Source organism: Cyclobacterium sp. SOCE241, from assembly GCF_056867545.1.
Genome location: NZ_CP149779.1, coordinates 1,889,690 through 1,912,007 on the forward strand (window position 1 = coordinate 1,889,690; position 22,318 = coordinate 1,912,007).

Sequence of the window (22,318 nt, forward strand, 5' to 3'; positions counted from 1 at the left end):
CATTTCTTTCTAGTTTATTCGTTTCCGGATCCACCTTTTTTAATATCAGTTCCTAATCGCTGCAGATAAGCAATCAATGCTACAATTTCTGTATCCGGTAAAACTTCGATTCCTGATTCCTTTAAATTTCCTGCAATTTTCTGGGCCTGGCTTTGAAGGTCCTGCAAAGCCCTCTCATCATAGCCTTCCTCATAAGGAACGCCCAATTTCTGCATGGTCCGGATTTTCGCACCAATATTGCTATGATCCATAATATTAGTAGTCATCCATGGATATGGTGGCATCAAGGATCCCGGCGACATGCTTCTTGGATCTACCATGTGGTGATAGTGCCAACTGTCCGGGTATTTTCCTCCGACCCTATGTAAATCCGGACCGGTACGTTTAGACCCCCATAAAAATGGTCGATCATAAACATATTCACCTGCTTTGGAGTATTCCCCATAACGCTCAGTTTCAAACCTAAATGGTCGGATCATTTGAGAGTGACAACCCACACAGCCATTGGAAATATACAAATCTCTTCCTTGCAATTCCAGCGGGGTATAAGGTGCTACACTACTGATGGTAGGCACATTAGACTTCACCAATATGGTGGGGATTATCTCAACAACACCACCTATAAGGATGGCTACTGTGGCCAATATGGTAAAAAAGACAGGTTTTCTTTCCCAGGCTCTGTGCCAAAATTCGTTCTTTTCTTCCACATGTTTGGCCAATGCCGGAGCCTCATCTTCCTCTTCTTCCAAGAAAGATCCTACAGCAGCAGTTTTGATCAAATTGTATACCATCAATATGGCACCACTTAGGTAAAGTAAGCCACCGAAGGCCCGCAACATGTACATGGGTACAATCTGAATAACGGTTTCCAAGAAGTTAGGATAGGCCAAACGACCTGTATCTGCAAATTCTTTCCACATTAAACTTTGGGTAAGTGCTGCTACATACATTGGCAAAGCATAAAACAATATCCCCAAAGTTCCCAACCAGAAGTGGGTATTGGCCAATTTAACTGAGAATAGTTTGGTTCTCCACATTCTTGGCCATAACCAATACAACATGGAGAAAGTTAGAAATCCATTCCATCCCAATCCACCAATATGCACGTGAGCAACAATCCAATCAGTATAGTGCGCAATGGCATTTACACTTTTAATAGATAGCAAAGGACCTTCAAAAGTAGCCATACCATAAGCCGTAACGGCTACTACCATAAACTTCAAGACCGGATCCACTCTAACCTTATCCCATGCCCCTCTAAGCGTAAGCAGGCCATTAACCATACCACCCCAACTTGGAGCTAATAGCATGATAGAAAATGCAACACCTAAAACCTGAGCCCATTCGGGCAATGCGGTATACAATAGGTGATGAGGACCGGCCCATATATAAAGGAAAATTAGGGACCAGAAGTGAACTATAGATAGTTTGTAAGAAAAAACCGGTCTATTGGCAGCTTTCGGCAGGTAATAGTACATTAAACCCAGAAAAGGTGTGGTTAAGAAAAATGCTACGGCATTGTGTCCATACCACCATTGCACCAATGCATCTTGCACACCGGCATAAGCCGAATAACTTTTCATGAAAGATACCGGTAAAGCAAGTGAGTTAAAAATATGCAGCACTGCTACAGTTACAAATGAAGCCAGATAAAACCAAATGGCTACATACATGTGTTTTTCACGTCGCTTGATCAATGTACCAATCATATTGGCACCAAATGCCACCCAAATTACGGCAATGGCAATATCTATCGGCCATTCTAGCTCTGCATACTCCTTGGATGAAGTTAATCCCAATGGGAGTGTAATTACTGCAGAAAGGATAATGGCTTGCCATCCCCAAAAGTGGATCCAACTTAGGGTTTTATTCCACATAGGAGCCTTTAGCAAACGAGGCATGGAATAATAAACGCCGGCAAAAATGGCATTACCTACAAAGGCAAAGATTACCGCATTCGTATGAAGGGGCCTTATTCGCCCAAAGGTCGTATACGGATTGCCTAAATTTGCTTCGGGCAAGAATAGCTGGGTGGCAGCAAGCAAGCCTATCAGCATTCCGGCCAAGCCCCATATCATGGTGGCTGCGCCGAAGAATTTTACGATCTTGTTATCGTAACTAAACTTTTCAAGTGTCGTTCCTGACATATCACTTCTTTTTTTAGGTGGTTTTTTATTCGCTTTACTTTTCGTTTTTTGGTCAAATAGTATTCTGATTGCCGGGGTATGTTGGTCATCAAACTGGCCACCTTTCATCGCTTTGAAAAAAAGCCATAAAAAGCCTCCTGCCATGATCAAACTTATACCTATCAGAACAAATATCACTTCCATAGAATCATCTCCTTATCATTTAATCCTTTTCTGTACGCTTCAAAATTGGTGGCAATTGTTGTAAACAAAACCACAGAAATACTGCTTGCAGGCATCAACACAGCGCATAAAACCGGACTCACCAATCCCTGAACTGCGAAAAAGATTCCTACCGCATTGTAGGTAAAACTCAAACCAAAGCTGGCTTTGATAATCTTCCGTCCCGTTTTAGCGAAATCTAGATACTGTGGCAAATAACTCAGCTTTTCTCCATCAAGGATTGCATCACTCGCAGGACTGAAATGAGAGATGTTATCTGTAACGGCAACCCCAACCTCGCTTGCCTTTAGTGCCCCTGCATCATTGAGTCCATCACCTACCATCAAAACATGTTTGCCTTTATCTTGCATGTTTCGGATGTGTGCCAATTTACTCTTAGGAGATTGCTGAAAATGCATTGAGACTTTCTCTCCCAATACTTTGTTCAAATATTGCTCTTCATGATTATGATCTCCGGAAAGTAAATGGACTTCAAAGGAATTTGTTAAATCAGGAACCATTTTCTCTACCCCATCCCGAACACTACTGGCAATTCGGAAAACACCCCAATGCATCCCATCAATCACCAAATGCACCTCATTGCCTTTCATACTAGCATTATCAATAGACCCCACACCTAAAAATAATGCAGAGCCTAAACTTATAGTCTTGGACTTATACTTAGCTTGCAATCCTTTTCCCGGGATTTCCTCCACATCATTTAAAATCACCGGATCAAGGTTTCCAATCCACTGATTGATACTGTTGCTTAGCGGATGCACAGAGTAGTTCACTAAAGCTTTAATCATTCGCTTTGATTCCTCTGTAAGATTTTCACCTTGGTAATTAACTTTTGCCTTAGATGGAGCTGTAAGGGTACCCGTCTTATCAAATACAAGACTGTCTATTCCAGCAATTTTTTCTATTACTTGAGTATTCTTCAGGTAAAACCCACCCTTACCGAAAATTCGCATCACATTGCCTAATGTAAATGGTGTAGACATGGCCAAAGCACATGGACAAGTAATAATTAAAACAGAGGTAAAAGCCCTTACACCAATGGAAACATCACTAAAACTCCAGTAAATCAATGCTCCAAATGCTATAAAAAGTACAGTGAAAGTAAATTTCCCACTTATTCGGTTAGCCAAAGAGGCCAAAGAATCTTTTTGTTCTTCTTTCGAGAATGCATCATGATTCCATAGATCGGTTAAATAGCCCTGAGAAGGGGATTTTTGCACGGCAAGCATGATAGCTCCACCTTTCTGCCTACCTCCTGCATATATTAGCTCCCCTTTTTTCACAGGTACAGGTATTTCTTCACCGGTTACAAAACTGTAATCAATTGAAGCTTCTGTATCTAGCAAAATGCTATCGGCAGGCACCAGCTCTTCGTTTCTTACTTTAACAATATCACCTACATTTAATTTGGTTAAAGGAATTACCACTTCAAGCCCCTTAACCATTTTGGTAATCGCTATAGGAAAATAAGCTTTGTAATCTCGATCAAAGGAAAGGGTATCAAATGTTTTTTGTTGGTAATATTTACCCACCAATAGGAAAAATAATAATCCCCCGAGGGTATCCAAATAACCTTCTTGCCCAGAAACAAAAATCTCGAACAGACTATAAGTAAATAAACTTATGATCCCCAATGCAATGGGTACATCCATATTAACAGAACGATTTCTGACGGCCAACCAAGCAGAGCGGAAATAATCTGTTGCAGAGTAAAATACAACTGGAAGCGCCAATATAATATTCAAATAATTGAAAAGATGATTGAAACCATTGCCCAACAATTCTGTCTCAGAAAAGTATTCCGGCAAACTAAAAAACATCATGTTACCAAAACAGAATCCGGCTACTGCCAATTGGTAAATTAGTTTTTTATCGCTTTTCAGACCTCTTTCCTCTCCTAAATCGGAAAGGTTAATCCTAGGTTCATAACCTATACGAGAAAGTAATTTAACTATTGACTTTAAACTGGTCTCTTTGGATGAAAATTTAATTTGAACTTTCTTTTTAATGAAATCTACCCTAGAATATGAAACTCCCGGATCAAGTTTGTATAAGTTTTCGAGAAGCCATATACAAGATGCACAATGGATCATGGGCATTGTAAAAGTGACATGGGTTTGTTCATCATCCTTAAAATCAATCAGTTTGTTGATTACATCCTCATCATCCAAATAATCAAATCTATTGTCTCTAATTTCTTGCTTTTTCTGATTGGTGCCGGGGTAACTTCTATATCGTAATAATCACAAAGATTATTGTCATTCAAAACCTCATATACAGTGAGACAACCTGTGCAACAAAAATTCTTTTCGTTACGAACAAATAACTCATCCTCACAGTGTTCACCGCAGTGATAACAACTGATAATTTTGGATTTCTCTGTTTTAATTGGCATCTCTTGCATTTTCGGACAAGTTAATCCTTTAATTTAACTAAAAACATGATGAATATCATTAAAAACAATAAATCATAAAGCCAAATAGAATGACAATTTATCGTACCACAGCCCTCCTTTATAAAAGTGAAAAAGCACTTTTGCCAAGTCAGACTGATTATTTTTGGTGGTTACTAATAGTGTTTTCTGGTGCTTGACTGCGTAAGACCAAAAATCTCCTATCCTATTGAAATTGAACTTAATAAATGAGGTTTCAGCAGTATAGTTAGCCACGTCTTGAATAATTTCTTGCTCCTCCTTCAATTTTGACTTAGGGATGAAAGCTGGTGAAATTATAGTTGCTTTACTATCCCTTAAGTTTTCTGAAAACAAGTGGAGAAAATGTTTGATAATTTTCGTTGATGCGGGTGTCCCATCATAATGAAATAGGAGCCTATCAAAAGACAATTCTTTATCAAACAATAACACCGGAATATCACAGGGTTCTTTTTCTAAAGGACTTGGTTGATCCAAACCATGCAGCCAATCAAGGATTCTAGGCAGATGGGCAGTATAAAGTACCGGATTAGCATTTATTTGCAACCCTTTATTATCTGACTCAATCCCCAAATTAAGATTAAACCCTTCAGGCAAAGGTATTTCCTGATAGGAAGTGATTAATTCACTTGGGAAGGAAAATTGTGTATCTAGCTTGGCTTGCATATTCCTTTTATTTTCTACAAAGCTAATCCCCAGCTACCAAAGCGAACTTGACTATAAGAAGGTATAAACATGATAAAAGTCATGTTCTGAAAAGTTTGGTAGGCAAACAGTAAAACCAATTGCCTCACTATCTAAGGAAGACAAATTCTTTTTACCTACAATTAGTAGTGAAGCAATAGACAAATGAGATCCATGAACCGATAAAAAATACTTTTTTTAAAAACCAGAGTTTGTGATTGCTCTAATATGATCTGTACCAATAGCCCAACATTCAATAGCCTGAGGCAATCTCAAGACCCCATCAATTGGAAAAAGCCTTCAAGTAGAATTTAAAGCTAAATATTAAGCGAAACCTTAAAAAAAACATTATCTAGCAAAATTTTTATCATCTACCCTATATTAATAATAGGAACATTTACATAAATTTTATATTAATATAAAATATTAAAGATTTTTAGTTTTTTTTAATTACTTTTTAAAATAATATAAGTTTTATGTTTTATAAATATTATATTGACCTCCTGAAGCATGAACCGTATTTTATTTTGACGGTAAAGGTCCAAATTTACTTTTCCACAAGTCGAACAATAAAACTCACAAGCAAAATTTCACACTTTGACCAAATTATAATAAAATCATAATCCGTTCACTTATATTTAACCCTTTCAACAGTATGAAAAAAGAAAACCCTTTAAGTATTATTGGCTACCCCTTTATTGTATGCTCCCATTGGTGCTGCCATTGGGGCCAGTCAGTCCCGTGGAAGCCAAAACAGAATTTTCAGCAACCAAAACCGTGCTTGTTGTAGATGTAACCATTTCTGGTAAGGTTACCGATAAAAGTGGAGAACCTATTCCAGGGGTAACCGTGTCAGTTCCTGGCACCAGTATAGGCACAGCCACCGATATCGATGGCAATTATACCATCTCAGTACCTGAAGCGTCCACATTGGTTTTCTCTTTCATTGGTTTCAATTCAAAATCTATTGAGATAGGTGATCAAAGTATCGTGAATGTGGCATTGGAAGAAAGTATTTCATCCTTAAATGAAGTGGTTGTCGTCGGGTACGGTACTCAGAAAAAGTAAATGTTATCGGTTCTGTCACTACTGTTGGTGCCGAGGAAATTTCTGCCGCTCCTGTTGGCGCGGTCTCCAATGCACTTGCAGGTCGCCTTCCGGGCGGTATTTTCATGCAAAGTAGTGGGGAACCCGGGAAAGACCAGGCCAACATACGAATTAGAGGTAATGCTACCTTAGGCAATAACTCCCCTTTAGTAGTAATAGATGGCATAATAGGCAGAGACCTTAACTCCCTTCACCCAAATGACATTGAAAGCATAACGGTACTAAAAGATGCATCCGCAGGCATCTACGGTGCCAGAGCTGCCAATGGAGTAATATTAGTAACCACAAAAAGAGGAAGCAAAGACACCCCTACTCGGATAACCTATGGTTTTTATAAAGGATGGTTATCTCCAACAAAGTTACCGGAGATGGCAGATGCAGCCACATATGCTACCATGATTCGAGAAAACCAGTCATACCGGGGAGTAGATGAATCCAACATGCTTTTTCTATGGAAGACATCGAAAAATACAGATCAGGAGCTTACCCGTGGACCCATCCCAATACCGATTGGAACGAAGTAGCCTTAAGGGATTTCAGTAATACGAACCACCACAATTTATCTGTAACAGGTGGCGGAGAAAAAGTGAGTTATTTCACCTCCTTTGGTACCCAGTCAGATGATGGTATTTACACCAACTCTAACACCTCCTACAAAAGGTACAATCTAAGGGCAAATGTTGATTTCAAAATCAATGAATACCTGGATTTGGGAGTTGATATATCCGGTATTCAGGAAAACAGAATGTATTCAGGTATGTCTACTTCCAGTATGTTCCAGACAATTCGAAGGATGTATCCAACCAATCATGCCGTTTATCCAAATGGTTTACCGGGTCCTGATATTGAGTTTGGTTATCAGCCTATGGTTATGGCATCAGATCAAACCGGGTTTGATGATGACAAAAGGTTTAGAAGCAATAATATCTTCTCAGCAAATCTTAGGATCCCATGGGTTGAAGGGTTGTCGGCCAGTAGTTATTTTGCCTATGACCTTTATTTTCAAAAGAGAAAATTGTTTCAAAAGCCTTTCACCTTGTACAGTATGAATGAAGAAGCCTATTTGGCCGCCGGCAATACCGGAGTTGAAGATGGTTCAGAATTTATCATCGGTAGTCAAAAAGGCCCACCGGAGCCTAGGCTAACAGATTATTCGAATTATTCGAAAACCAGTACTTTTAATTTTAAAATAGATTATACCAAAACCTTGAATGATGTTCATAATATAGATGGCTTTATGGCCTATGAGCAAAATGAAGGTTTTCAAGAAAATTTTAATGCATACCGGAGGTATTTTGTATCTGATCAACTTCCTTACCTCTTTGCAGGGGGTGATGCAGAAAAGGACAATGCCGGATCGGTAAGTTTTGGGGCCAGACAAAACTATTTTGGCAGAATTAGCTACAATTTCAAAGAGATCTATTTGTTCCAATTTAGTTTTAGAAGAGATGGATCAGTGAATTTCTCAAAAGAAGCGGGACGTTGGGGTAATTTCCCCTCAGTTTTGGCAGGCTGGAGACCATCAGAATATGATTGGTGGAAAAATAATTTGGGCCTAATCGATCAATTCAAATTAAAAGCCAGCTGGGGTCAAATGGGTAATGATCTGGTTTCACCTTTCCAGTATTTGGCCAGCTACGGATTTGTCCAAGGACTAGCCTTGGGTGACAGTAAAACTTATCTCCCCGGTTTGAGACAACAAGGGATTCCCAATCCTAATATAACTTGGGAAAAAGCAAGTATTTTCAACTTAGGCTGGGAGTCCTTATTATTTGACACCAAATTAGGCTTTGACGCAGATTTTTTCTACGAAAGAAGAAGTGATATTTTAGTGCAGAGAGATGTTTCCATTCCTCGGTTTGTAGGTTTCTCGTTACCTGACGAAAACTTTGGCATTGTAGACAATTACGGAGTTGAAGTAGTCATGAGCTACGATGATCAAAAAGGGGATATTGGTTATGGTGTTTCTGGTAACTTTGCCTTTGCAAGAAACAGAATCATAGAGTCGGATGAACCGGAACGTCCCGTTCCTTGGCAAGTGAGAACAGGGCATCCCCAAGGAGCATTACTCCTTTACAAGTCTATCGGAATTTTTCGAGACGAGGAGCAGGTAAATTCAATGCCACACATTGCAGGGGCTCGGCCCGGAGACATTATTATAGAAGATTATGACAATGATGGTGAAATCACCACTGATGACCGACAGTTATTTCCTTTAACGACCACCCCTGAAATCACCTTTGGCCTGAACCTTAATTTTTCTTATAAAAACTGGGAGTTAACAGCCCTTGTGCAAGGTCATGGCAACGCCATTCGTGCAATCTATGATGACTTGCGTTCCGGTACTGCCGGCAATTATTTTCAATATGATGCAGAAGACAGGTGGACACCGGAAAATATCGATGCTACAAAACCTCGGGCCTACCAATGGCTAGAAGAGTATTGGAGAAATGACCAAATCACGGATTATAACTATGCCAATGTTTCCTATGCCAGATTAAAAAATCTACAAATCACCTATAACGTACCAAGACCAGTCCTTGACATGGTAGGTATTGAGTCAGCCAAAGTTTATACCTCCGGGCAAAACCTATGGTTAATTTATTCGGGAAATGATATCATGGACCCCGAAGTAAGTGGAATGGGAGCCTACCCTATTATGCGGGTGATTTCTGTTGGTGCTCAAATCTCCTTTTAATTGAAAAAAATACGTTATGAAAAGATATATTAATAAACTGACACTATTTGTAGCCTTGTTGTTTGGATGCTTCTCCTGCAACGATGACTTACTGGACAGATCGCCCCTGGACAGTTATTCAGACCCAGTAGTTTGGTCGGATATCAATCTGGTGAAATACTACCTTAACGATCTATACAACAGCGTGGAATATGGATGGAACCAGCGAAGCCATGGTTACCAAACCGGCCTGTTTGTAGGGGAAACCACCATGACAAAAGGAGCACAGCTTACAGATTATGGACGAGGAACAATAAGCGCTGGGAACCCGGGCATTGACAGGGGACATCTAACTTGGCAGCATTATGCCAATATTCATAAGCTTAATTTGTTTCTTAGTCAGATTGATGCCCTACCTGAAGCTTATCCTGAATCTGAAAGGGCCAATATTCAGGCCGAAGTCGACATTCTAAAAGGTGAAGCTACATTTCTCAGGGCTGTATTTTACAGCGATATTTGTAGGTCCTATGGCGGGGTTCCTTTATTGGACACCCCTGCTGAATTAGGCGAAGACTTTTCCGGTTACTTGCGTAGTTCCTTTGAAGAAACCATAGCCTTTATTGTTAAGGACTGCGATACCGCAGCCGATTTACTGTTGCTCAAAAGTGAAATGGAAATGGGCAGAGCGACCAAGGAAACCGCAATGGCACTCAAGTCCAGAATGCTTTTATTTGCCGCTAGTGATTTAACGGCAGATGGAACTGCAGCAAATAAATATGTTGGTTATGAAAACCCAAACAGACAAGCACTATGGATTGCTGCCAGAGATGCTGCAAAAGATTTAATAGACTTGGGAACAGTTTCTTTAGAAGATTTTGGGGCTCCTGATCAGGAGGCTGCAGCTTATAATTATTTTGCTTTATTTAAAGCCAGAGATTTGTCTAGCCCTGAAGTTATTTGGGGAAAAATGCACAGAGCAGATGATGGTCCCAGGATCAATACCAACTTAAGAAATGGCCTAAACGGTTTATCTTGCCATGGAAACAATGCCCCTTATGGAAATTTTGTAGACAGCTACCAAATGGCTGATGGCACTGATTTCTTCGAGCACTTTAACTTCAATGCGAACGATGAATACATCAATGTGTCATCGGACTTTACAGATGAAAACCCATACAAGCATAGAGAGCCTAGATTCTATGGAAGTATCCTATATGACAGTGCAGTTTTCCAACCCAGGTTTGAAGATTTAGCACAAATTGACCCCCTTGGGATCTATGAAAGAAGAACAAGAACAGTAATTGAAAACGGTGTTGTCGTAAGCGAGCGATTCGGATTGGATACCAGACAAGGTCCAATTTCTCCTTCCAATGGAAATTATACCGGATATGTGATGAAAAAATTCATGGATGATGAGATCATAGGCAGAGACATGGCCAACGAAAATATCTTTGTATGGATCCGTTATCCAGAAATTCTCTTGAATTATGCAGAAGCTTCACTGGAACTAGGAGATACAGAAACGGCTACAACCTATATCAACATGGTAAGAAATAGGGTAGCATTACCTGATTTTACCGGTGACATTATGGAAGCCTTAATGTATGAACGTAAGATAGAGTTCTTTTCTGAAAATGTAGGCTGGTATGATATCCGAAGGTGGAAACTGTTGGAAGAAAATTTTGCTCCTGACCTTTATGGGGTAGACATCAAAGAGGTCACAGAAGATGGGGTCATTACCACAACTTGGAGGAAAATATCTGCAGCACCTAAAAGGAACTTTTCGGAAAAACTCTATTGGGTACCCATAGAACAAGACGAACTAAACAGAGCTCCGCAATTGTTACAAAATCCGGGTTATTGAAGATTATGAATCTTAATGCGATTACCTTGGCTTAAGCTAAAGGAAAATAAAAGTTTGGGGCGTAAAGAGGGAGCAAATAACTAATGCTTCACCTTTACGCCCTATATTTGTATAGAAAATAAATTATTTTCCACGAATTTGACAAAGTGAATTTCAACAAAAATTAATTACCATTAATTATATAAACCTGACTATCAGCATCATCCAAATTGAAAAAAGAAAACAAACTACCACCTCCCCATTTATGAAAAGAAGGCTTCCATTATTATTATGAAAGCGGTCTTATGGTTTTCACCGAAGATTATCATTTGCAAAGAGGCAATTGCTGTGGTAACAATTGCAGGCATTGTCCTTATCCTAAAAGACAGCAGAAAGAAAATTAATTCAACTTATTTAAAGGTTCCCAGCTCCTCCACAGCATAACCTGTTGGATAAGTCTTTCGTTTGCGCCCTGTTCCTAACAAGGGCCTATTTCTTTCCGGAAGCCATTTTAATAATTTACTACGAATGACCATTGTTTGCTGTACCGTTTTAATTAGCCAGTCAGCCGGTTTATTATACCCCATTGCTTTTCTAAGGGGAGCATCCATCAAACACAAAGCTACCGGCCTTCCCAAAGAAAATAACCAGCTAGGCAAATAGAATCCAAGCAAAAGGTCACGTGTTTTGTTACCTACCAATGCATTTGCTTTATGAAACTTAAAGTGTTCTTGCTCATAGGCTAAATTAAAAGCCTCGAAATCTGTGAGATTCTTAGGCATGTCGGTTATGTGCAACCGCTCCCCCAACCTTAGGTAATTATTAAGAATGGCTTCTTTTTCTGCAGCAGAAAAAGGTCTCCCCCCCATTTATCCATCCAACGTATTGGCTCAAAAATAAAAGTAGAAAGCACATACAGGTAATCTCTATTGGCTATTTTATACCTACCATGCATATTGTTTATACGCCCAATTGCCTTTGTCCCTCGGTCGCTATCCATGCCATTTTCAAGGATCTCATACAGGAGCAACTCAGTATCATCATACCTCTTCCGCGTATGTTTAATAAATTCACCTGTTGCAACAAGTAAACGAGAAACAGAAGGAACTGCAAAAGTTCTAAACAAGGCAAATTCAAGCGCCTTCTCCATGTCCCAAGGAAAACAATGAAAAGTAAGGAGAAAACAAATTTTCTCGCAATGTTCAACGGGATCTAACGCTTTTATTTGGTGTGTAAAAGGTTTATTAGTCATCAGTTTTAAATGTACAATTATGGACTGATTTCTAAAAATAAATTATTCTAAATCTGCCATACACCAATGAATAAGAGCAAAGGATGAACCATTTCAACATTTACTCTTATTCAATATTAATCAACACTACCTAGAAAAAAACAAGCGGGTAATGTAAATCCCCTTCCCATCATCTGCTCCTGCATTGCTCTCCACTCCACTTGCTACATATGTTAGTTTCCAGCCTTTTGCCAACATGGCATTAATTTTTGAAGCGATGACTGCATCATTTGATGCGATGTTCTGGAAGTTAATTCCGGTCATACTAAAAAATTGAGTAATTTCGTTTCCTCCAATTCATCCACCTTAATATCTGACCTTTTAATTTCTTTCTGATTACTTTTTTACCATCCGTTCTATCCGTGGTATATTCTTCATAATTATTATCAGTCTGGCTGTCAATAATACGGGACCTTCCAATTCCCATTGGCACAATAGATTCTACCACTGTAACGATTTTAAACTCTTGTTGAGCTTTAGCTTCCATATAAATTAACCCTACCATTACCAATAGGGTGAACATGCTCTTTTTGATCATTTTAAAATAGTTTAAATGTTAAATTTTGTGTAAATATTAAAAACTAGACGGAATTAGATTTAGGAATGTTGTTGTTTCTCCTAATAAAAACAAAGGATTCATTCATATAGAGGAATAGAATCAAAGAATCGTAATGTTTTGTAATAGAAACCTCCTGACATTCCTTATTTGAAAAACATCTAATTTTTTATAATTTAACCTACTAAACTTCCTTTAAATGTATTTTTCTATCACTTCCCTCTTATTTATTCTTTTGCAGGTGAACCTTTCACATTTCCCGCTAAAAAAGAATCCTATTCAATTATTGAAACCGAAACAGGGGATACGCTCTCTCTGGCTTCTTTAGTGGACAAACTAACTGATGCAGAGGTGATAATCTTTGGCGAAGAACATAATGACAGCGTTGGTCATGTGCTGCAATACGAATTGTACAAAGGCTTGCTAGAAAAGAACAGCTCCATCACCCTTAGCATGGAAATGTTTGAGAGGGATGTGCAGCTTGTAATGGATGAATACCTCGAAGGTTTGATAACAGAAAAGAAGCTTCTAGAGGAAGGCAAAGTTTGGAGCAACTACTCAGCTTATGCTCCATTGGTAAATTTGGCCAAAGAAAAGAAACAGCAGGTGATTGCAGCCAATGTTCCCGGCCGGTATGCAAACATGGTAAGCAGAAAAGGACTGGCCTCTTTAAACCAACTCCAGCGAAAGGCCCGCCACTTGTTTGCAAAAATTAAAACTCCTGAACCTGAAGACCCTTACCTGCTCAAGTTTAATAAGGCCATGGGGGCTCACACACATAGAATGGGACCATCGGTTTTTCATGCTCAATTACTCCGGGATGCTACCATGGCGGAAAGCATCTTCAAAAATTGGCGGAAAGATAAAAAAACAAAAATACTACACCTCACCGGTAGATTCCATAGTGATGAGAGATTAGGAACCGTTGCTGAGTTAAAAAGAATGAAACCGAGATTAAGGGTAAAAACAATTTCATGCTTTGTTAATGATGAAAAAGTACCCAAAGAAATGGAGCTTGCTGATTTTATCATCCTCACGAAACAACTAAATCCGAAATAAAACCAAAGATTGATTTCTGGGAAAAGCAAAGGATTAAAACCATTGGTCATAAAATAGATCAAGTGTCGGGTAAATGTCGGGTTAAATTCACCGCAGATACAGGCTGATTTAATATTTTTTAGCAGATCTTGCAAAGGAAACCAAACGAAGAATATCTCATGCAACAACCGGAATTAGGAAGGAAAATCCTTGAATTAAGAAAAGCGAATGGACTAACTCAGGAAGATTTGGTTGCCCGTTGCAATATCAATGTGCGCACAATCCAACGCATCGAAGCAGGTGAAGTAACACCTAGGTCACACACTATTCGATCCATCTTTGCAGCGTTGGACATAGACTTCGATCAAATACAAACAAGTGCTCCTCCTCTCCCCTCTAAGAATGCAGCACAATGGTTTCTCTTTGCATTCCTTGGTGGATTGATCTATTTCATATTGGCCTTTTGGGAAGCTTTTATGGACTATCAGTTAAGCACTTCTCAGGTAATAAATCTTTCACCATGGAAGTACACGATGCTTAAATTAAGCATAATGGTATTCTATTCACTATTTATGCTTGGATTTTATCAAATGGGGCTTATTTGGAAAAACAGTTGGATTAAACCGGCTTCCTTACTTGCCATCGCAGCAATTGTGGTTTGCATTGCAGTTGACCTCTACATGTTTTACAACATTGATACAGATCCATTGCCGCTAATGGCAGCACAAGCCATAACCTTCGGAAGTATTTACACGATTTTTGGATTTGGACTTTTTAAGTACAAAAACGAATTTGGCAACTTGGCAATTGGGGCAGGGATTGCTGCCACTTTCACGGGCTTGTTATTTATTTCGGTAGTTTTGGCGTTGGTCGGTTTGGTAACCCTCGCAATTAGTGAAATTCTCCTGCTAATTGTATTATACAATGCCTTTGACAAGATAAAAAATCAACAAGCACAGTGATACAATCTCACTCAAAAACGATCAAATACAATTACCAATGATCGCTAATCCGATAAAAGCAGATAAAAAGTAAAGCCATTCATTCATAAAGTACCGAAACCGTTCAAACGGCTTAAAACAAACTTAAGCTTTGGCTTTCTAAAAAACAAGTGTGACAGCGCCAACTGTCACACCTTTAAATTTCTCTGGCTATTTTACTTCAACTTTGTCCAGAAGCTTGGCACATCAGTCTGCACCATGGTAGCACCTTTATTAAGCCATTCTCGGGCCCATTCTTGGTCAGGATTGGTTAGCATTTCCCTGTCCACATCTCCAAGAGCATTAATCCAAAGCCTTACACCATACTTCTTAGCTTTTGCCACTGTTTTAGGGGTATAAAAACTTGGGTCAATATGCACAGCCCTAGGGTTAAATTTCTTAACCGCTTTTTTATCTCTTTTGTTTTGTAGGTTCTTGGCATTATAAAAGCATCCGGAAGCTTTGTTTGAAATGCCGCCAATACATCCCAGTCTGAATCGAAAAATAACAATTCATCAACAACATCCATGGCTTTAACCACCTCCAACACCTCTTCAACTTTATCCGTTTTCATATCCATATCCACCATGATTTGTCCTTTGGTAACTTTTAGTGCTTCTTCTAGGGTTGGGATTTTCTCAAGGGTAGCTTCTCCTTTATGAAGTAAATTTAACGTTTGTAAGTAGCTATAATCCAAAGTTTCAATATCTCCGGTACCGGTTGTTGTTCTATCTACTGTTTGATCATGCATCAAAACCACTACACCATCAGCAGTCACTCTAATGTCAAGCTCAATAATATCTACTCCCATACGGATAGCTTCTTCTATGGCAACAATACTATTTTCAGGGAAATTTTGATTGGCCGCCCGGTGAGCAATTACCATCAATTCTTCAGTTTTAAGAAACTTTTCCTTGATTTCATCGACTTGCGCCTGACCAAATTGGACAAACAGAAAAAGGAAAAATAATGGTGCTAAAATTCTTTTTGTTATTAAATGCATTTGCTGTATAATTCTTGTGTAAAGTATCACTAAGCTATACTTTCAAAAGTTGAAGAAGGCCATTAAGATTATAGAAATTACCCCCTGTGCTTTGTTAAATTTAAATCAACTGAATGTTAAACCCGAAATATGCAATAGACAATCTGTTATCTGCTGAAATCGCTTTAAAATCGGCCACTTCGTTGCTGCTTTCAATTTCACTATAGCGGTGCTATGCTAAAATCTCCAAACAACCTGATTTTCTTGCGATTACAACATTTCCTGTAAACACGGGACCGGCTTCACCCCTGACTATTGTCTGGGTGGAGAAACCCTATTACATAATCCGTGTAAAAATAAGAAGAGCAGCTTCCGATTTTTAGGGAATCCAAACGCAGTTATTGTTCTCAAAATCGGCTAGCGTAGGGTTAAAAGCATTCAAATGCGCAACATAGGTATCAGTCTTATCTTTCTTTTCAATAAAATTTGCCAAGGCACAAAAATCAATGAGTGAGTCGTTAGAATAAATCCTTATATCCCTAGATTTATTTAAGTTCTCTAAGCCTTTTAAGCTTGCTAGGTTGATATTATTTGTTATCAGTATTTGTTGGGCTTCCTGCAATTGCTCCAAACCATGGAGGTTGGATAAAGACCTGTTATCAAATAATACAAACTGCTCTTTTAAGGAAGTCAATGCTTTTAAACCGGCCAAGGAACCCAATTGATCATTGTCTTTGATGGAAAGAATTTTTGTAACCGAACTCAAGTTATCCAATCCAGTCAATTCCTTCAACTCGAGGTTACTTTCTATTTCAAGAAAACCCACCTCCTCAATATTCTCTAATCCTTTTAAAGATTGGAGACCATCATTGTAACGGATAATTAGTCCGGAAACTTGTTGGAGATTCTTCAGCAATGATAAATCTTCCACATTACTGGTATAATGGATAGCCAAAACACCATTTATCGTAGAATATCCTTTTTCAGCAATATTCTTAAGGTCAGAGAGGGACCTGACTTCCAGATCACCATTATATACAACCGGCTGAGAAGGCTCTTCTTCATCAGAGCAGGAAAGAAAAAGAATAAAGATATTAGCAGAAATAGATGCCTCATAATATGGAGTCTTAGGTGACAAATTAAAAGATTTTATGCCTTAAGACAAAAATGCTAGTTAAATCCAGCCAAGATTCGCTCATCTATACCTTATCAATTCCACCGTTTTAGCCTAACTTTCTCGCAAAATTTTTTCCATCTTTTTCCCTTTAGCCAATTCATCTACAAGCTTATCCAACCACCTTACTTGCTGGGTCAAAGGGTTTGTGATCTCCTCCACACGATAGCCACAAATCACTCCTTTAATCTTGCCAGCATTGGGATTTAGTTTGGCTTTCTGAAAAAAATGATCAAAAGTAGCTTGGTTTGTAATAAGCTCTTGAAGTTCCTTCTCATTAAATCCTGTTAACCATTCAATTACCTGATGTAATTCTTTTTTTGTTCTTCCCTTCCTCTCTATTTTTGTAACATAGTGTGGATAGACGGAGGCGAATGTCATTGTAGCAAACCGCTCATCGTGGTGACTTGTGTCTTTCATAGAATTTTGGGATTTATGGTTTTGTGAAAGATATTCCTGCTTTTAAATTGTTCAAGATGATATACCATTGGCAAAGCTTCAAAACGAGATTGAATAGCTATCGAAATGCTATAGGTTTTAACTCTTGGGCTGCACATTCAGCAATCTCTTGTACTCGCTTTTCTCTGGTAGCAGGTCGCTTGGCCATTGCAATCCATATTAACAAACTTTTCCTAAATGATATACTTTGACTATCAAAAAGTCTCTTGACTCCGGAAACTTCTTGAATTCCTTAGCTAAATCCAAAGGTACTTCCAATGATTCCGCAGCATCTAACCTGGCCCATGAACCATTCTTTTTGGCAATTTCAACAGCCTTTATCCCTGCTTCTGCCATCCGTCCATCTTTTAATAGTGCTTCAATTTTATCTTTATTTGTTTTCGACCAAATACTGTTTGCTTTTCTTTTACAAAAATATTGTCTGTATTTTTCATTGTCAATGGTTTTTTCAGGCTGTCTATCCAACCAAATCGCAAAGCCTCATCCACCGATTCACTCCAGGTCAAATTCGGCCGTGATGAACTTTTTTATAAATAATAAGCCAGATACCCTTTGCTGTATTGTGATTGCGAGCTAACCAATCGCCCCACTCGTCTTTGTCTAATGGACAGAAATCTTCTATTACAACTTTAGCCATTGTTTTAATTCATTCTTTTAACTATTTGCAATTTTCTTGCATACAATCTTCCAAAATATTTGCCCCGGCTTACCTTTTATACTATTCGAAGGTTCAATTATTTTCTCTGAATCTTGTAAACCAAAGTCTCCAAATTCATCCTTTACAGCGTCTAAGTTATAAAAAACAATTCAACACCATGAGGTGTCAAAAATCGGTTCTTGTCAATTATCGCTCCTTTCCCAAAAGAATGGTCATCGGTAGAGATCGCCACAAAAACCATTAAACCACCTTCGTTAAGCTGCTTGTAACAATCCGCAATTAGTTTCGCGCGATATTTCTTATCAAGCAAATGAATTAATGCATAGCAAAAGATCCCATCGTAAGTTTCCTTGTCAAAAGGCATGTCGCTTACCGTTCCGAGGTGCACCTTTATTTGGTTTCCATATTCCCTTCTGGCGATAGCAATTGCAGTTTCAGAAATTTCTATTCCTGTCACCTCAAAGCCCTCATCCATAAAAGGCTTCGCATTCCTCCCATAGCCAAAGCCGGGAACAAGGATTTTTTTCAGTCCTTGCCTTTTAAATAGTTCCACAGTTTCAAAAGCAGTATCTGCAGGGCTGAACCCCCACATGGCTTGCTTGTCTTTAAAGTTCTCTTCCCAAAATTCCGTCATGGTTTTACATTCTCACCATAATTCATGGCATTGCTTTTCAATTTATAAATTTTACAATTGGCATTTCCTATATCGTTTAATTTAATGTGTCGCTCCTAAGGAGCTGATGATATAAATACCTGAACCTTATGCTACAAAGGTAAAACTCCTTCGGAGCTTTAAAATAGATTAATAACTTACCAATCGGTTCATGAACAATTTTATTTTTTTAAGAAAGGGAAAAATTAATAAAGGAAAATCACGATGCTCCAGCGGAGCAATATTTTTGTAGCCAATTGTACCACCTATAATCAGGAGCTCCGGAGGAGCGGCATCTCGTTCCAACCATTTAAAAATGTATGGGTCTTCTGAAACCTGAAACCTAATTAACGATTTTTGGTTCCTTACTGCAAAAACCTATTGTATTAAAATTTGAGTGTAGGTATTCGCCATATCGTTTAATTTAATGTGCCGCTCCTAGGGAGCTGAGATATAAACACCTGAATCTTATGCTGCAAAGGTAAAACTCCTTCGGAGCTTTGAATATAAGTAATTCTGAATCTACAAAAGTTTCAACTCTATCGAATCAATTCAAACCATTTTGAAACCAATTCGAAATTACCTACAATAAATGAGACAATCGCATTCAAAAGAAAGAATAGCCAAGCCAATTTAAATTGGAAGATATTACCTTTTAAATCTTTAATAGACAGATCTCTTATCAAATCCTCTTCCTTCTCTTTTGTTTTAATATTCATTAGGTATTCTCGAACTCCCCATCAAAGTCAAGCACTTTTAGTCCTTCTATTGAAAGTTCATAAGCGTTCTTATTCTTACACTTAATTAAGCCTAAAATTTTGGCGCGGGTAATGGCTTTATCTCTAATATCGGAAATACTTTGATGAAAGGGGATCATGCCATTTTCATAATATTCAGCCAAAATCAAATTAATTTCATCTTCAATTTGTTTTTCCATAATCTCATCTCGTAAAATATTAAAGCCAATAATTTAGAAAATTCTTAAGACAATAGTTTAATTAAATTTACGGATATTAATTTGAAAACCTTAATGCTCCAGAGGAGAAATATTTTTGTAGCATATTGTACTGTTTATGATCAGGAGCTCCAGAGGAGCGGCACCACATTCCAACCAATCAAACGTGTATTGGTCTTCTAAACCCTGAAACCTAATTAGAAATTCTCGGTTTCGTACTGCAATGACGTACTGTATTAAAATTTAGGTATCGCTCCTATGGAGCTGATGATAATTCAAAAACTTAGGGCTACAAAAATGAAACTCCTACGGAGCTTTAATATGCTCCAGAGGAGCGGTTCCTCATCCCAACCAATCAAATAAGTATTGATCTTCAAAAGAAACTTCGAATTCTTTCAAAAATGTCATATACTCTTCTCTAAATGATGTTCGTTTATGATGTTCTGGCTGATTATAAATATAATTCACCACCGCGTCTAACTGACTTTTCCCATAGCTAAATGCACTATAACCTTCTTGCCAATTAAATTTCATTTTCCTATGTTCATTAACCCATTTTGTGGTATTTGATTTAATATCCCTAGCTAAATCTGAAATTGACTGTGAAGGGTTTAAGCCTACCAATATATGGCAATGGTCAGGCATAAAATAAATGGCCAACATTTTGTGTCTTTTGTTAGATATTATCCCCGAAATGTATTTTTCCATTGGAACCCTGAAACTCTCTTTAATTATTGATTCGCGATTTTTTACAGCAAAAACGTACTGTATCAAAATTTGGGTATAGGTATTCGCCATGCCGTTAAAATTTAGGTACCGCTCCTAGGGAGCTGGTAATAATTCAAAAATCCAGTGCTACAAAAATAAAACTCCTACGGAGCTTAACCACAACTTAATCCATTGAAAATAATATAATTAAACCTAAGAAATAAAACAAATTCGATCGTGTATTGATAGCTAAGTAAACCAAGTTTGTGTTTTTCAATTGCTCTCTATGGAGTAATAATACAAACTTTAATTTACTCAAATCTAGAAACAAATCCTTTTTGCCCTGCATTTTTCAATTGAGAATTAAAATGCTCCAGCGGAGCAATATATTTGTAGCATAATCTATCGGTTATCATTTGAAGCTCCAGAGGAGCGGCACATTGCAACCTTTCAAAAATGTATTGGTCATCAAAAGAAACATTGAATAACTATAATCACCTACACGTAAAAAACCCTTTGCATCTTACCTCCTATTTCCTTTATTTGGGAAAATAACTGTAAATTGCTTGCAATAAACACATTGGCCAGATTAGGCCTGGCCATCATATCAAAATAACTCCTTACACGTGAAACAAATTCTCCTGACCCTCAGCTTTTACCTGGTATTTACCGGAATTATCATAGCACAAAGCAGCTACCGCCCTGATCTCTTTTTTAGGGAAGATTGGAAAGAAACACCCGCAGAAATACCTGTCAACCAAAACCATGTGCAAAATGAGAATTTAACCGTACAATTATATGGACCGGGAAAAGATGTTATCAAAAAAGCAACCATGAAAAACCCGTAGACGATCCTTTCTATATCTGGTCAGGTTTATGCGAGGGCAACTGGATGCTAAGCCTTAAACACCGCCAACAAAACGTAGACCTTACAGGTTTTGCCAAAGTGAAATTTCGCTCCAAACAAGTAGGGCTAAGAGAACTTAGAATTTCCCTGAAACTGGCTGATGGAAAGTGGCTGGTAAGTGACCAATCTGCCGGCGCCTCTAAAGACTGGCGCATCTGGGAATTTAATATACAGGACATCAACTGGCACCATCTGGACCCTACAGGCATAGTAGCCATAGGTCCGGCAACTGATCCAGATTTATCGAATGTGGAAGAAATAGGCTTTACCGATTTAATGCCTGGAGGACAATCCAAAGCTTGCTCAAGACTGGACTGGATAGAAGTTCATGGTCGACCGGTGATAAGGTAATTCTTGACTTAAGCTTACACCCAATATCATAGGAGAATCGTTATTCCGAGACCTAACATTTTCGAAATGCAACAATCCAACGACAATACCCAATGTCGCACCTCAGTGGGGTGCAATATTTGTAGCCCTGGGAAAGCCGACGCAGGAGATGCGACCAGTTTTTAACATTTCGCTCACGATAAACATTTGTGCACCTTCCTCGTATTTATTTCGATTTTCGGTACCAATCTTCCCATGTTCAAGTTCGATTAGCTCATCAAATGTCTTTATATTATTATAGTCTTTCATTATTTTTTTATCAAAATACTGATGCATTAACCTACTTGCTTTGTCTATTTCTTTTTCGGTGTTTTCTGGGTCTTTTTCTAGAACATTAGAAAGGATCACTGATTGCATCAATTAAAATAAGAAAATTTAGGGAATAAATCACCAATAGAATAAAGATAAAAAAGCAGCTTAATGGCTATTTTAATAGATAAATCCTGTGTTGGAAATA

Annotated in this window: 27 protein-coding genes and 1 pseudogene; 9 read left to right on the forward strand and 19 right to left on the reverse strand. The window is 38.3% G+C overall.

What is annotated here, in order from left to right; translation table 11 throughout:
* Positions 1–14 precede the first annotated feature (14 nt).
* The 4 genes from ccoN to WG932_RS09240 all read right to left on the reverse strand — a co-directional run bounded on the left by ccoN (position 15) and on the right by WG932_RS09240 (position 5,466).
* On the reverse strand, positions 15–2,330 hold the full coding sequence (ccoN, locus tag WG932_RS09225) for a cytochrome-c oxidase, cbb3-type subunit I (RefSeq protein ID WP_483087727.1): 2,316 nt from the start codon (positions 2,328–2,330) through the stop codon (positions 15–17).
* Positions 2,321–4,540 carry a heavy metal translocating P-type ATPase gene (locus WG932_RS09230; RefSeq protein WP_483087728.1) on the reverse strand — a complete coding sequence of 740 codons (2,220 nt, stop codon included), beginning with the start codon at positions 4,538–4,540 and terminating at the stop codon, positions 2,321–2,323. Before WG932_RS09230 ends, ccoN begins: the two co-directional genes overlap by 10 nt.
* Positions 4,522–4,773, reverse strand: coding sequence for a heavy metal translocating P-type ATPase metal-binding domain-containing protein (locus tag WG932_RS09235; RefSeq protein WP_483087729.1), 252 nt, complete (start codon positions 4,771–4,773; stop codon positions 4,522–4,524). The genes WG932_RS09230 and WG932_RS09235 overlap by 19 nt, the downstream gene beginning before the upstream one ends.
* Positions 4,774–4,836: 63 nt before the next feature.
* Positions 4,837–5,466, reverse strand: a complete 630-nt coding sequence (locus tag WG932_RS09240; RefSeq protein ID WP_149394528.1) for a hypothetical protein — start codon at positions 5,464–5,466, stop codon at positions 4,837–4,839.
* A 720-nt stretch (positions 5,467–6,186) separates the two neighbouring features.
* Between WG932_RS09240 and WG932_RS09245 the strand changes: the two genes are divergently transcribed.
* The 5 genes and pseudogenes from WG932_RS09245 to WG932_RS09265 form a co-directional block, all read left to right on the forward strand.
* Positions 6,187–6,552, forward strand: coding sequence for a carboxypeptidase-like regulatory domain-containing protein (locus WG932_RS09245; protein WP_483087730.1), 366 nt, complete (start codon positions 6,187–6,189; stop codon positions 6,550–6,552).
* A gap of 38 nt (positions 6,553–6,590) precedes the next feature.
* Entirely contained in the window at positions 6,591–7,115 is a 525-nt protein-coding gene (locus WG932_RS09250) for a TonB-dependent receptor plug domain-containing protein (RefSeq protein ID WP_483088610.1), read from the forward strand.
* A complete protein-coding gene (locus tag WG932_RS09255; RefSeq protein ID WP_483087731.1) occupies positions 7,043–9,289 on the forward strand; it encodes a SusC/RagA family TonB-linked outer membrane protein in 2,247 nt (748 codons plus the stop codon). The genes WG932_RS09250 and WG932_RS09255 overlap by 73 nt, the downstream gene beginning before the upstream one ends.
* A gap of 16 nt (positions 9,290–9,305) precedes the next feature.
* A complete protein-coding gene (locus WG932_RS09260; RefSeq protein WP_014022905.1) occupies positions 9,306–11,132 on the forward strand; it encodes a RagB/SusD family nutrient uptake outer membrane protein in 1,827 nt (608 codons plus the stop codon).
* 263 nt (positions 11,133–11,395) lie between these two features.
* Positions 11,396–11,515, forward strand: a pseudogene (locus tag WG932_RS09265) (DUF5522 domain-containing protein); the annotation flags it as partial.
* Positions 11,516–11,521: 6 nt separating this feature from the next.
* Here WG932_RS09265 and WG932_RS09270 read toward each other — a convergent pair.
* The 4 genes from WG932_RS09270 to WG932_RS09285 all read right to left on the reverse strand — a co-directional run bounded on the left by WG932_RS09270 (position 11,522) and on the right by WG932_RS09285 (position 12,940).
* Positions 11,522–11,980 (reverse strand): hypothetical protein, encoded by a 459-nt coding sequence (locus WG932_RS09270; RefSeq protein WP_483087732.1) that lies wholly within the window; start codon positions 11,978–11,980, stop codon positions 11,522–11,524.
* Positions 11,923–12,363, reverse strand: a complete 441-nt coding sequence (locus WG932_RS09275) for a hypothetical protein (protein WP_483087733.1) — start codon at positions 12,361–12,363, stop codon at positions 11,923–11,925. Before WG932_RS09275 ends, WG932_RS09270 begins: the two co-directional genes overlap by 58 nt.
* Positions 12,364–12,489: 126 nt before the next feature.
* Positions 12,490–12,666 (reverse strand): hypothetical protein, encoded by a 177-nt coding sequence (locus tag WG932_RS09280; RefSeq protein ID WP_483087734.1) that lies wholly within the window; start codon positions 12,664–12,666, stop codon positions 12,490–12,492.
* A 1-nt stretch (position 12,667) separates the two neighbouring features.
* Positions 12,668–12,940, reverse strand: coding sequence for a hypothetical protein (locus WG932_RS09285; RefSeq protein ID WP_483087735.1), 273 nt, complete (start codon positions 12,938–12,940; stop codon positions 12,668–12,670).
* Positions 12,941–13,285: 345 nt separating this feature from the next.
* Here WG932_RS09285 and WG932_RS09290 point away from each other — a divergent pair, with 345 nt between their 5' ends.
* Together WG932_RS09290 and WG932_RS09295 are read left to right on the forward strand one after the other, a co-directional pair.
* Complete coding sequence (locus WG932_RS09290) at positions 13,286–14,017, forward strand: ChaN family lipoprotein (protein WP_483087736.1); 732 nt, start codon at positions 13,286–13,288, stop codon at positions 14,015–14,017.
* Between the two features lie 128 nt (positions 14,018–14,145).
* Positions 14,146–14,958, forward strand: a complete 813-nt coding sequence (locus WG932_RS09295; RefSeq protein ID WP_483087737.1) for a helix-turn-helix domain-containing protein — start codon at positions 14,146–14,148, stop codon at positions 14,956–14,958.
* Between the two features lie 194 nt (positions 14,959–15,152).
* Here the strand turns inward: WG932_RS09295 and WG932_RS09300 are convergent, their stop codons facing one another.
* The 10 genes from WG932_RS09300 to tnpA form a co-directional block, all read right to left on the reverse strand.
* Positions 15,153–15,320: a hypothetical protein gene (locus WG932_RS09300; protein WP_483087738.1), complete on the reverse strand. Its 168-nt coding sequence runs from the start codon at positions 15,318–15,320 to the stop codon at positions 15,153–15,155.
* On the reverse strand, positions 15,293–15,979 hold the full coding sequence (locus WG932_RS09305; protein WP_483087739.1) for a glycerophosphodiester phosphodiesterase family protein: 687 nt from the start codon (positions 15,977–15,979) through the stop codon (positions 15,293–15,295). The genes WG932_RS09300 and WG932_RS09305 overlap by 28 nt, the downstream gene beginning before the upstream one ends.
* A gap of 358 nt (positions 15,980–16,337) precedes the next feature.
* Positions 16,338–17,096: a hypothetical protein gene (locus tag WG932_RS09310; protein WP_483087740.1), complete on the reverse strand. Its 759-nt coding sequence runs from the start codon at positions 17,094–17,096 to the stop codon at positions 16,338–16,340.
* A gap of 90 nt (positions 17,097–17,186) precedes the next feature.
* Entirely contained in the window at positions 17,187–17,552 is a 366-nt protein-coding gene (locus tag WG932_RS09315; RefSeq protein ID WP_014022913.1) for a DUF2200 domain-containing protein, read from the reverse strand.
* 97 nt (positions 17,553–17,649) lie between these two features.
* Complete coding sequence (locus WG932_RS09320) at positions 17,650–17,757, reverse strand: YdeI/OmpD-associated family protein (RefSeq protein WP_483087741.1); 108 nt, start codon at positions 17,755–17,757, stop codon at positions 17,650–17,652.
* On the reverse strand, positions 17,751–18,056 hold the full coding sequence (locus WG932_RS09325) for a YdeI/OmpD-associated family protein (RefSeq protein WP_483087742.1): 306 nt from the start codon (positions 18,054–18,056) through the stop codon (positions 17,751–17,753). The genes WG932_RS09320 and WG932_RS09325 overlap by 7 nt, the downstream gene beginning before the upstream one ends.
* A gap of 323 nt (positions 18,057–18,379) precedes the next feature.
* Positions 18,380–18,883, reverse strand: coding sequence for a class I SAM-dependent methyltransferase (locus tag WG932_RS09330; RefSeq protein ID WP_483087743.1), 504 nt, complete (start codon positions 18,881–18,883; stop codon positions 18,380–18,382).
* 557 nt (positions 18,884–19,440) lie between these two features.
* A complete protein-coding gene (locus WG932_RS09335; RefSeq protein ID WP_483087744.1) occupies positions 19,441–19,620 on the reverse strand; it encodes a hypothetical protein in 180 nt (59 codons plus the stop codon).
* Positions 19,620–19,838, reverse strand: coding sequence for a hypothetical protein (locus tag WG932_RS09340; protein WP_483087745.1), 219 nt, complete (start codon positions 19,836–19,838; stop codon positions 19,620–19,622). Before WG932_RS09340 ends, WG932_RS09335 begins: the two co-directional genes overlap by 1 nt.
* A 360-nt stretch (positions 19,839–20,198) precedes the next feature.
* Positions 20,199–20,654 (reverse strand): IS200/IS605 family transposase, encoded by a 456-nt coding sequence (gene tnpA, locus WG932_RS09345; RefSeq protein ID WP_483087746.1) that lies wholly within the window; start codon positions 20,652–20,654, stop codon positions 20,199–20,201.
* Positions 20,655–21,190: 536 nt separating this feature from the next.
* On the opposite strand from tnpA, the gene WG932_RS09350 reads away from it, so the two are divergent.
* Together WG932_RS09350 and WG932_RS09355 are read left to right on the forward strand one after the other, a co-directional pair.
* Positions 21,191–21,412, forward strand: a complete 222-nt coding sequence (locus tag WG932_RS09350) for a hypothetical protein (protein WP_483087747.1) — start codon at positions 21,191–21,193, stop codon at positions 21,410–21,412.
* Between the two features lie 44 nt (positions 21,413–21,456).
* Positions 21,457–21,822: a hypothetical protein gene (locus tag WG932_RS09355; protein WP_483087748.1), complete on the forward strand. Its 366-nt coding sequence runs from the start codon at positions 21,457–21,459 to the stop codon at positions 21,820–21,822.
* Between the two features lie 102 nt (positions 21,823–21,924).
* On the opposite strand, the gene WG932_RS09360 is transcribed toward WG932_RS09355, so the two are convergent.
* Positions 21,925–22,218, reverse strand: coding sequence for a hypothetical protein (locus WG932_RS09360; protein WP_483087749.1), 294 nt, complete (start codon positions 22,216–22,218; stop codon positions 21,925–21,927).
* Between the last annotated feature and the right edge of the window lie 100 nt (positions 22,219–22,318).

Excerpts from the sequence above, each read along its gene's own strand:
- ccoN (WP_483087727.1), bottom strand. The coding sequence starts at position 2,330 with ATGGAAGTGATATTTGTTCTGATAGGTATAAGTTTGATCATGGCAGGA.
- WG932_RS09235 (WP_483087729.1), bottom strand. The coding sequence starts at position 4,773 with ATGCAAGAGATGCCAATTAAAACAGAGAAATCCAAAATTATCAGTTGT.
- WG932_RS09240 (WP_149394528.1), bottom strand. The coding sequence starts at position 5,466 with ATGCAAGCCAAGCTAGATACACAATTTTCCTTCCCAAGTGAATTAATC.
- WG932_RS09245 (WP_483087730.1), top strand. The coding sequence starts at position 6,187 with ATGCTCCCATTGGTGCTGCCATTGGGGCCAGTCAGTCCCGTGGAAGCC.
- WG932_RS09255 (WP_483087731.1), top strand. The coding sequence starts at position 7,043 with ATGGAAGACATCGAAAAATACAGATCAGGAGCTTACCCGTGGACCCAT.
- WG932_RS09260 (WP_014022905.1), top strand. The coding sequence starts at position 9,306 with ATGAAAAGATATATTAATAAACTGACACTATTTGTAGCCTTGTTGTTT.
- WG932_RS09270 (WP_483087732.1), bottom strand. The coding sequence starts at position 11,980 with ATGGGGGGGAGACCTTTTTCTGCTGCAGAAAAAGAAGCCATTCTTAAT.
- WG932_RS09275 (WP_483087733.1), bottom strand. The coding sequence starts at position 12,363 with ATGACTAATAAACCTTTTACACACCAAATAAAAGCGTTAGATCCCGTT.
- WG932_RS09280 (WP_483087734.1), bottom strand. The coding sequence starts at position 12,666 with ATGACCGGAATTAACTTCCAGAACATCGCATCAAATGATGCAGTCATC.
- WG932_RS09285 (WP_483087735.1), bottom strand. The coding sequence starts at position 12,940 with ATGATCAAAAAGAGCATGTTCACCCTATTGGTAATGGTAGGGTTAATT.
- WG932_RS09305 (WP_483087739.1), bottom strand. The coding sequence starts at position 15,979 with ATGCATTTAATAACAAAAAGAATTTTAGCACCATTATTTTTCCTTTTT.
- WG932_RS09315 (WP_014022913.1), bottom strand. The coding sequence starts at position 17,552 with ATGAAAGACACAAGTCACCACGATGAGCGGTTTGCTACAATGACATTC.
- WG932_RS09330 (WP_483087743.1), bottom strand. The coding sequence starts at position 18,883 with ATGACGGAATTTTGGGAAGAGAACTTTAAAGACAAGCAAGCCATGTGG.
- WG932_RS09335 (WP_483087744.1), bottom strand. The coding sequence starts at position 19,620 with ATGAATATTAAAACAAAAGAGAAGGAAGAGGATTTGATAAGAGATCTG.
- WG932_RS09340 (WP_483087745.1), bottom strand. The coding sequence starts at position 19,838 with ATGGAAAAACAAATTGAAGATGAAATTAATTTGATTTTGGCTGAATAT.
- tnpA (WP_483087746.1), bottom strand. The coding sequence starts at position 20,654 with ATGGCGAATACCTATACCCAAATTTTGATACAGTACGTTTTTGCTGTA.
- WG932_RS09355 (WP_483087748.1), top strand. The coding sequence starts at position 21,457 with ATGCTAAGCCTTAAACACCGCCAACAAAACGTAGACCTTACAGGTTTT.
- WG932_RS09360 (WP_483087749.1), bottom strand. The coding sequence starts at position 22,218 with ATGCAATCAGTGATCCTTTCTAATGTTCTAGAAAAAGACCCAGAAAAC.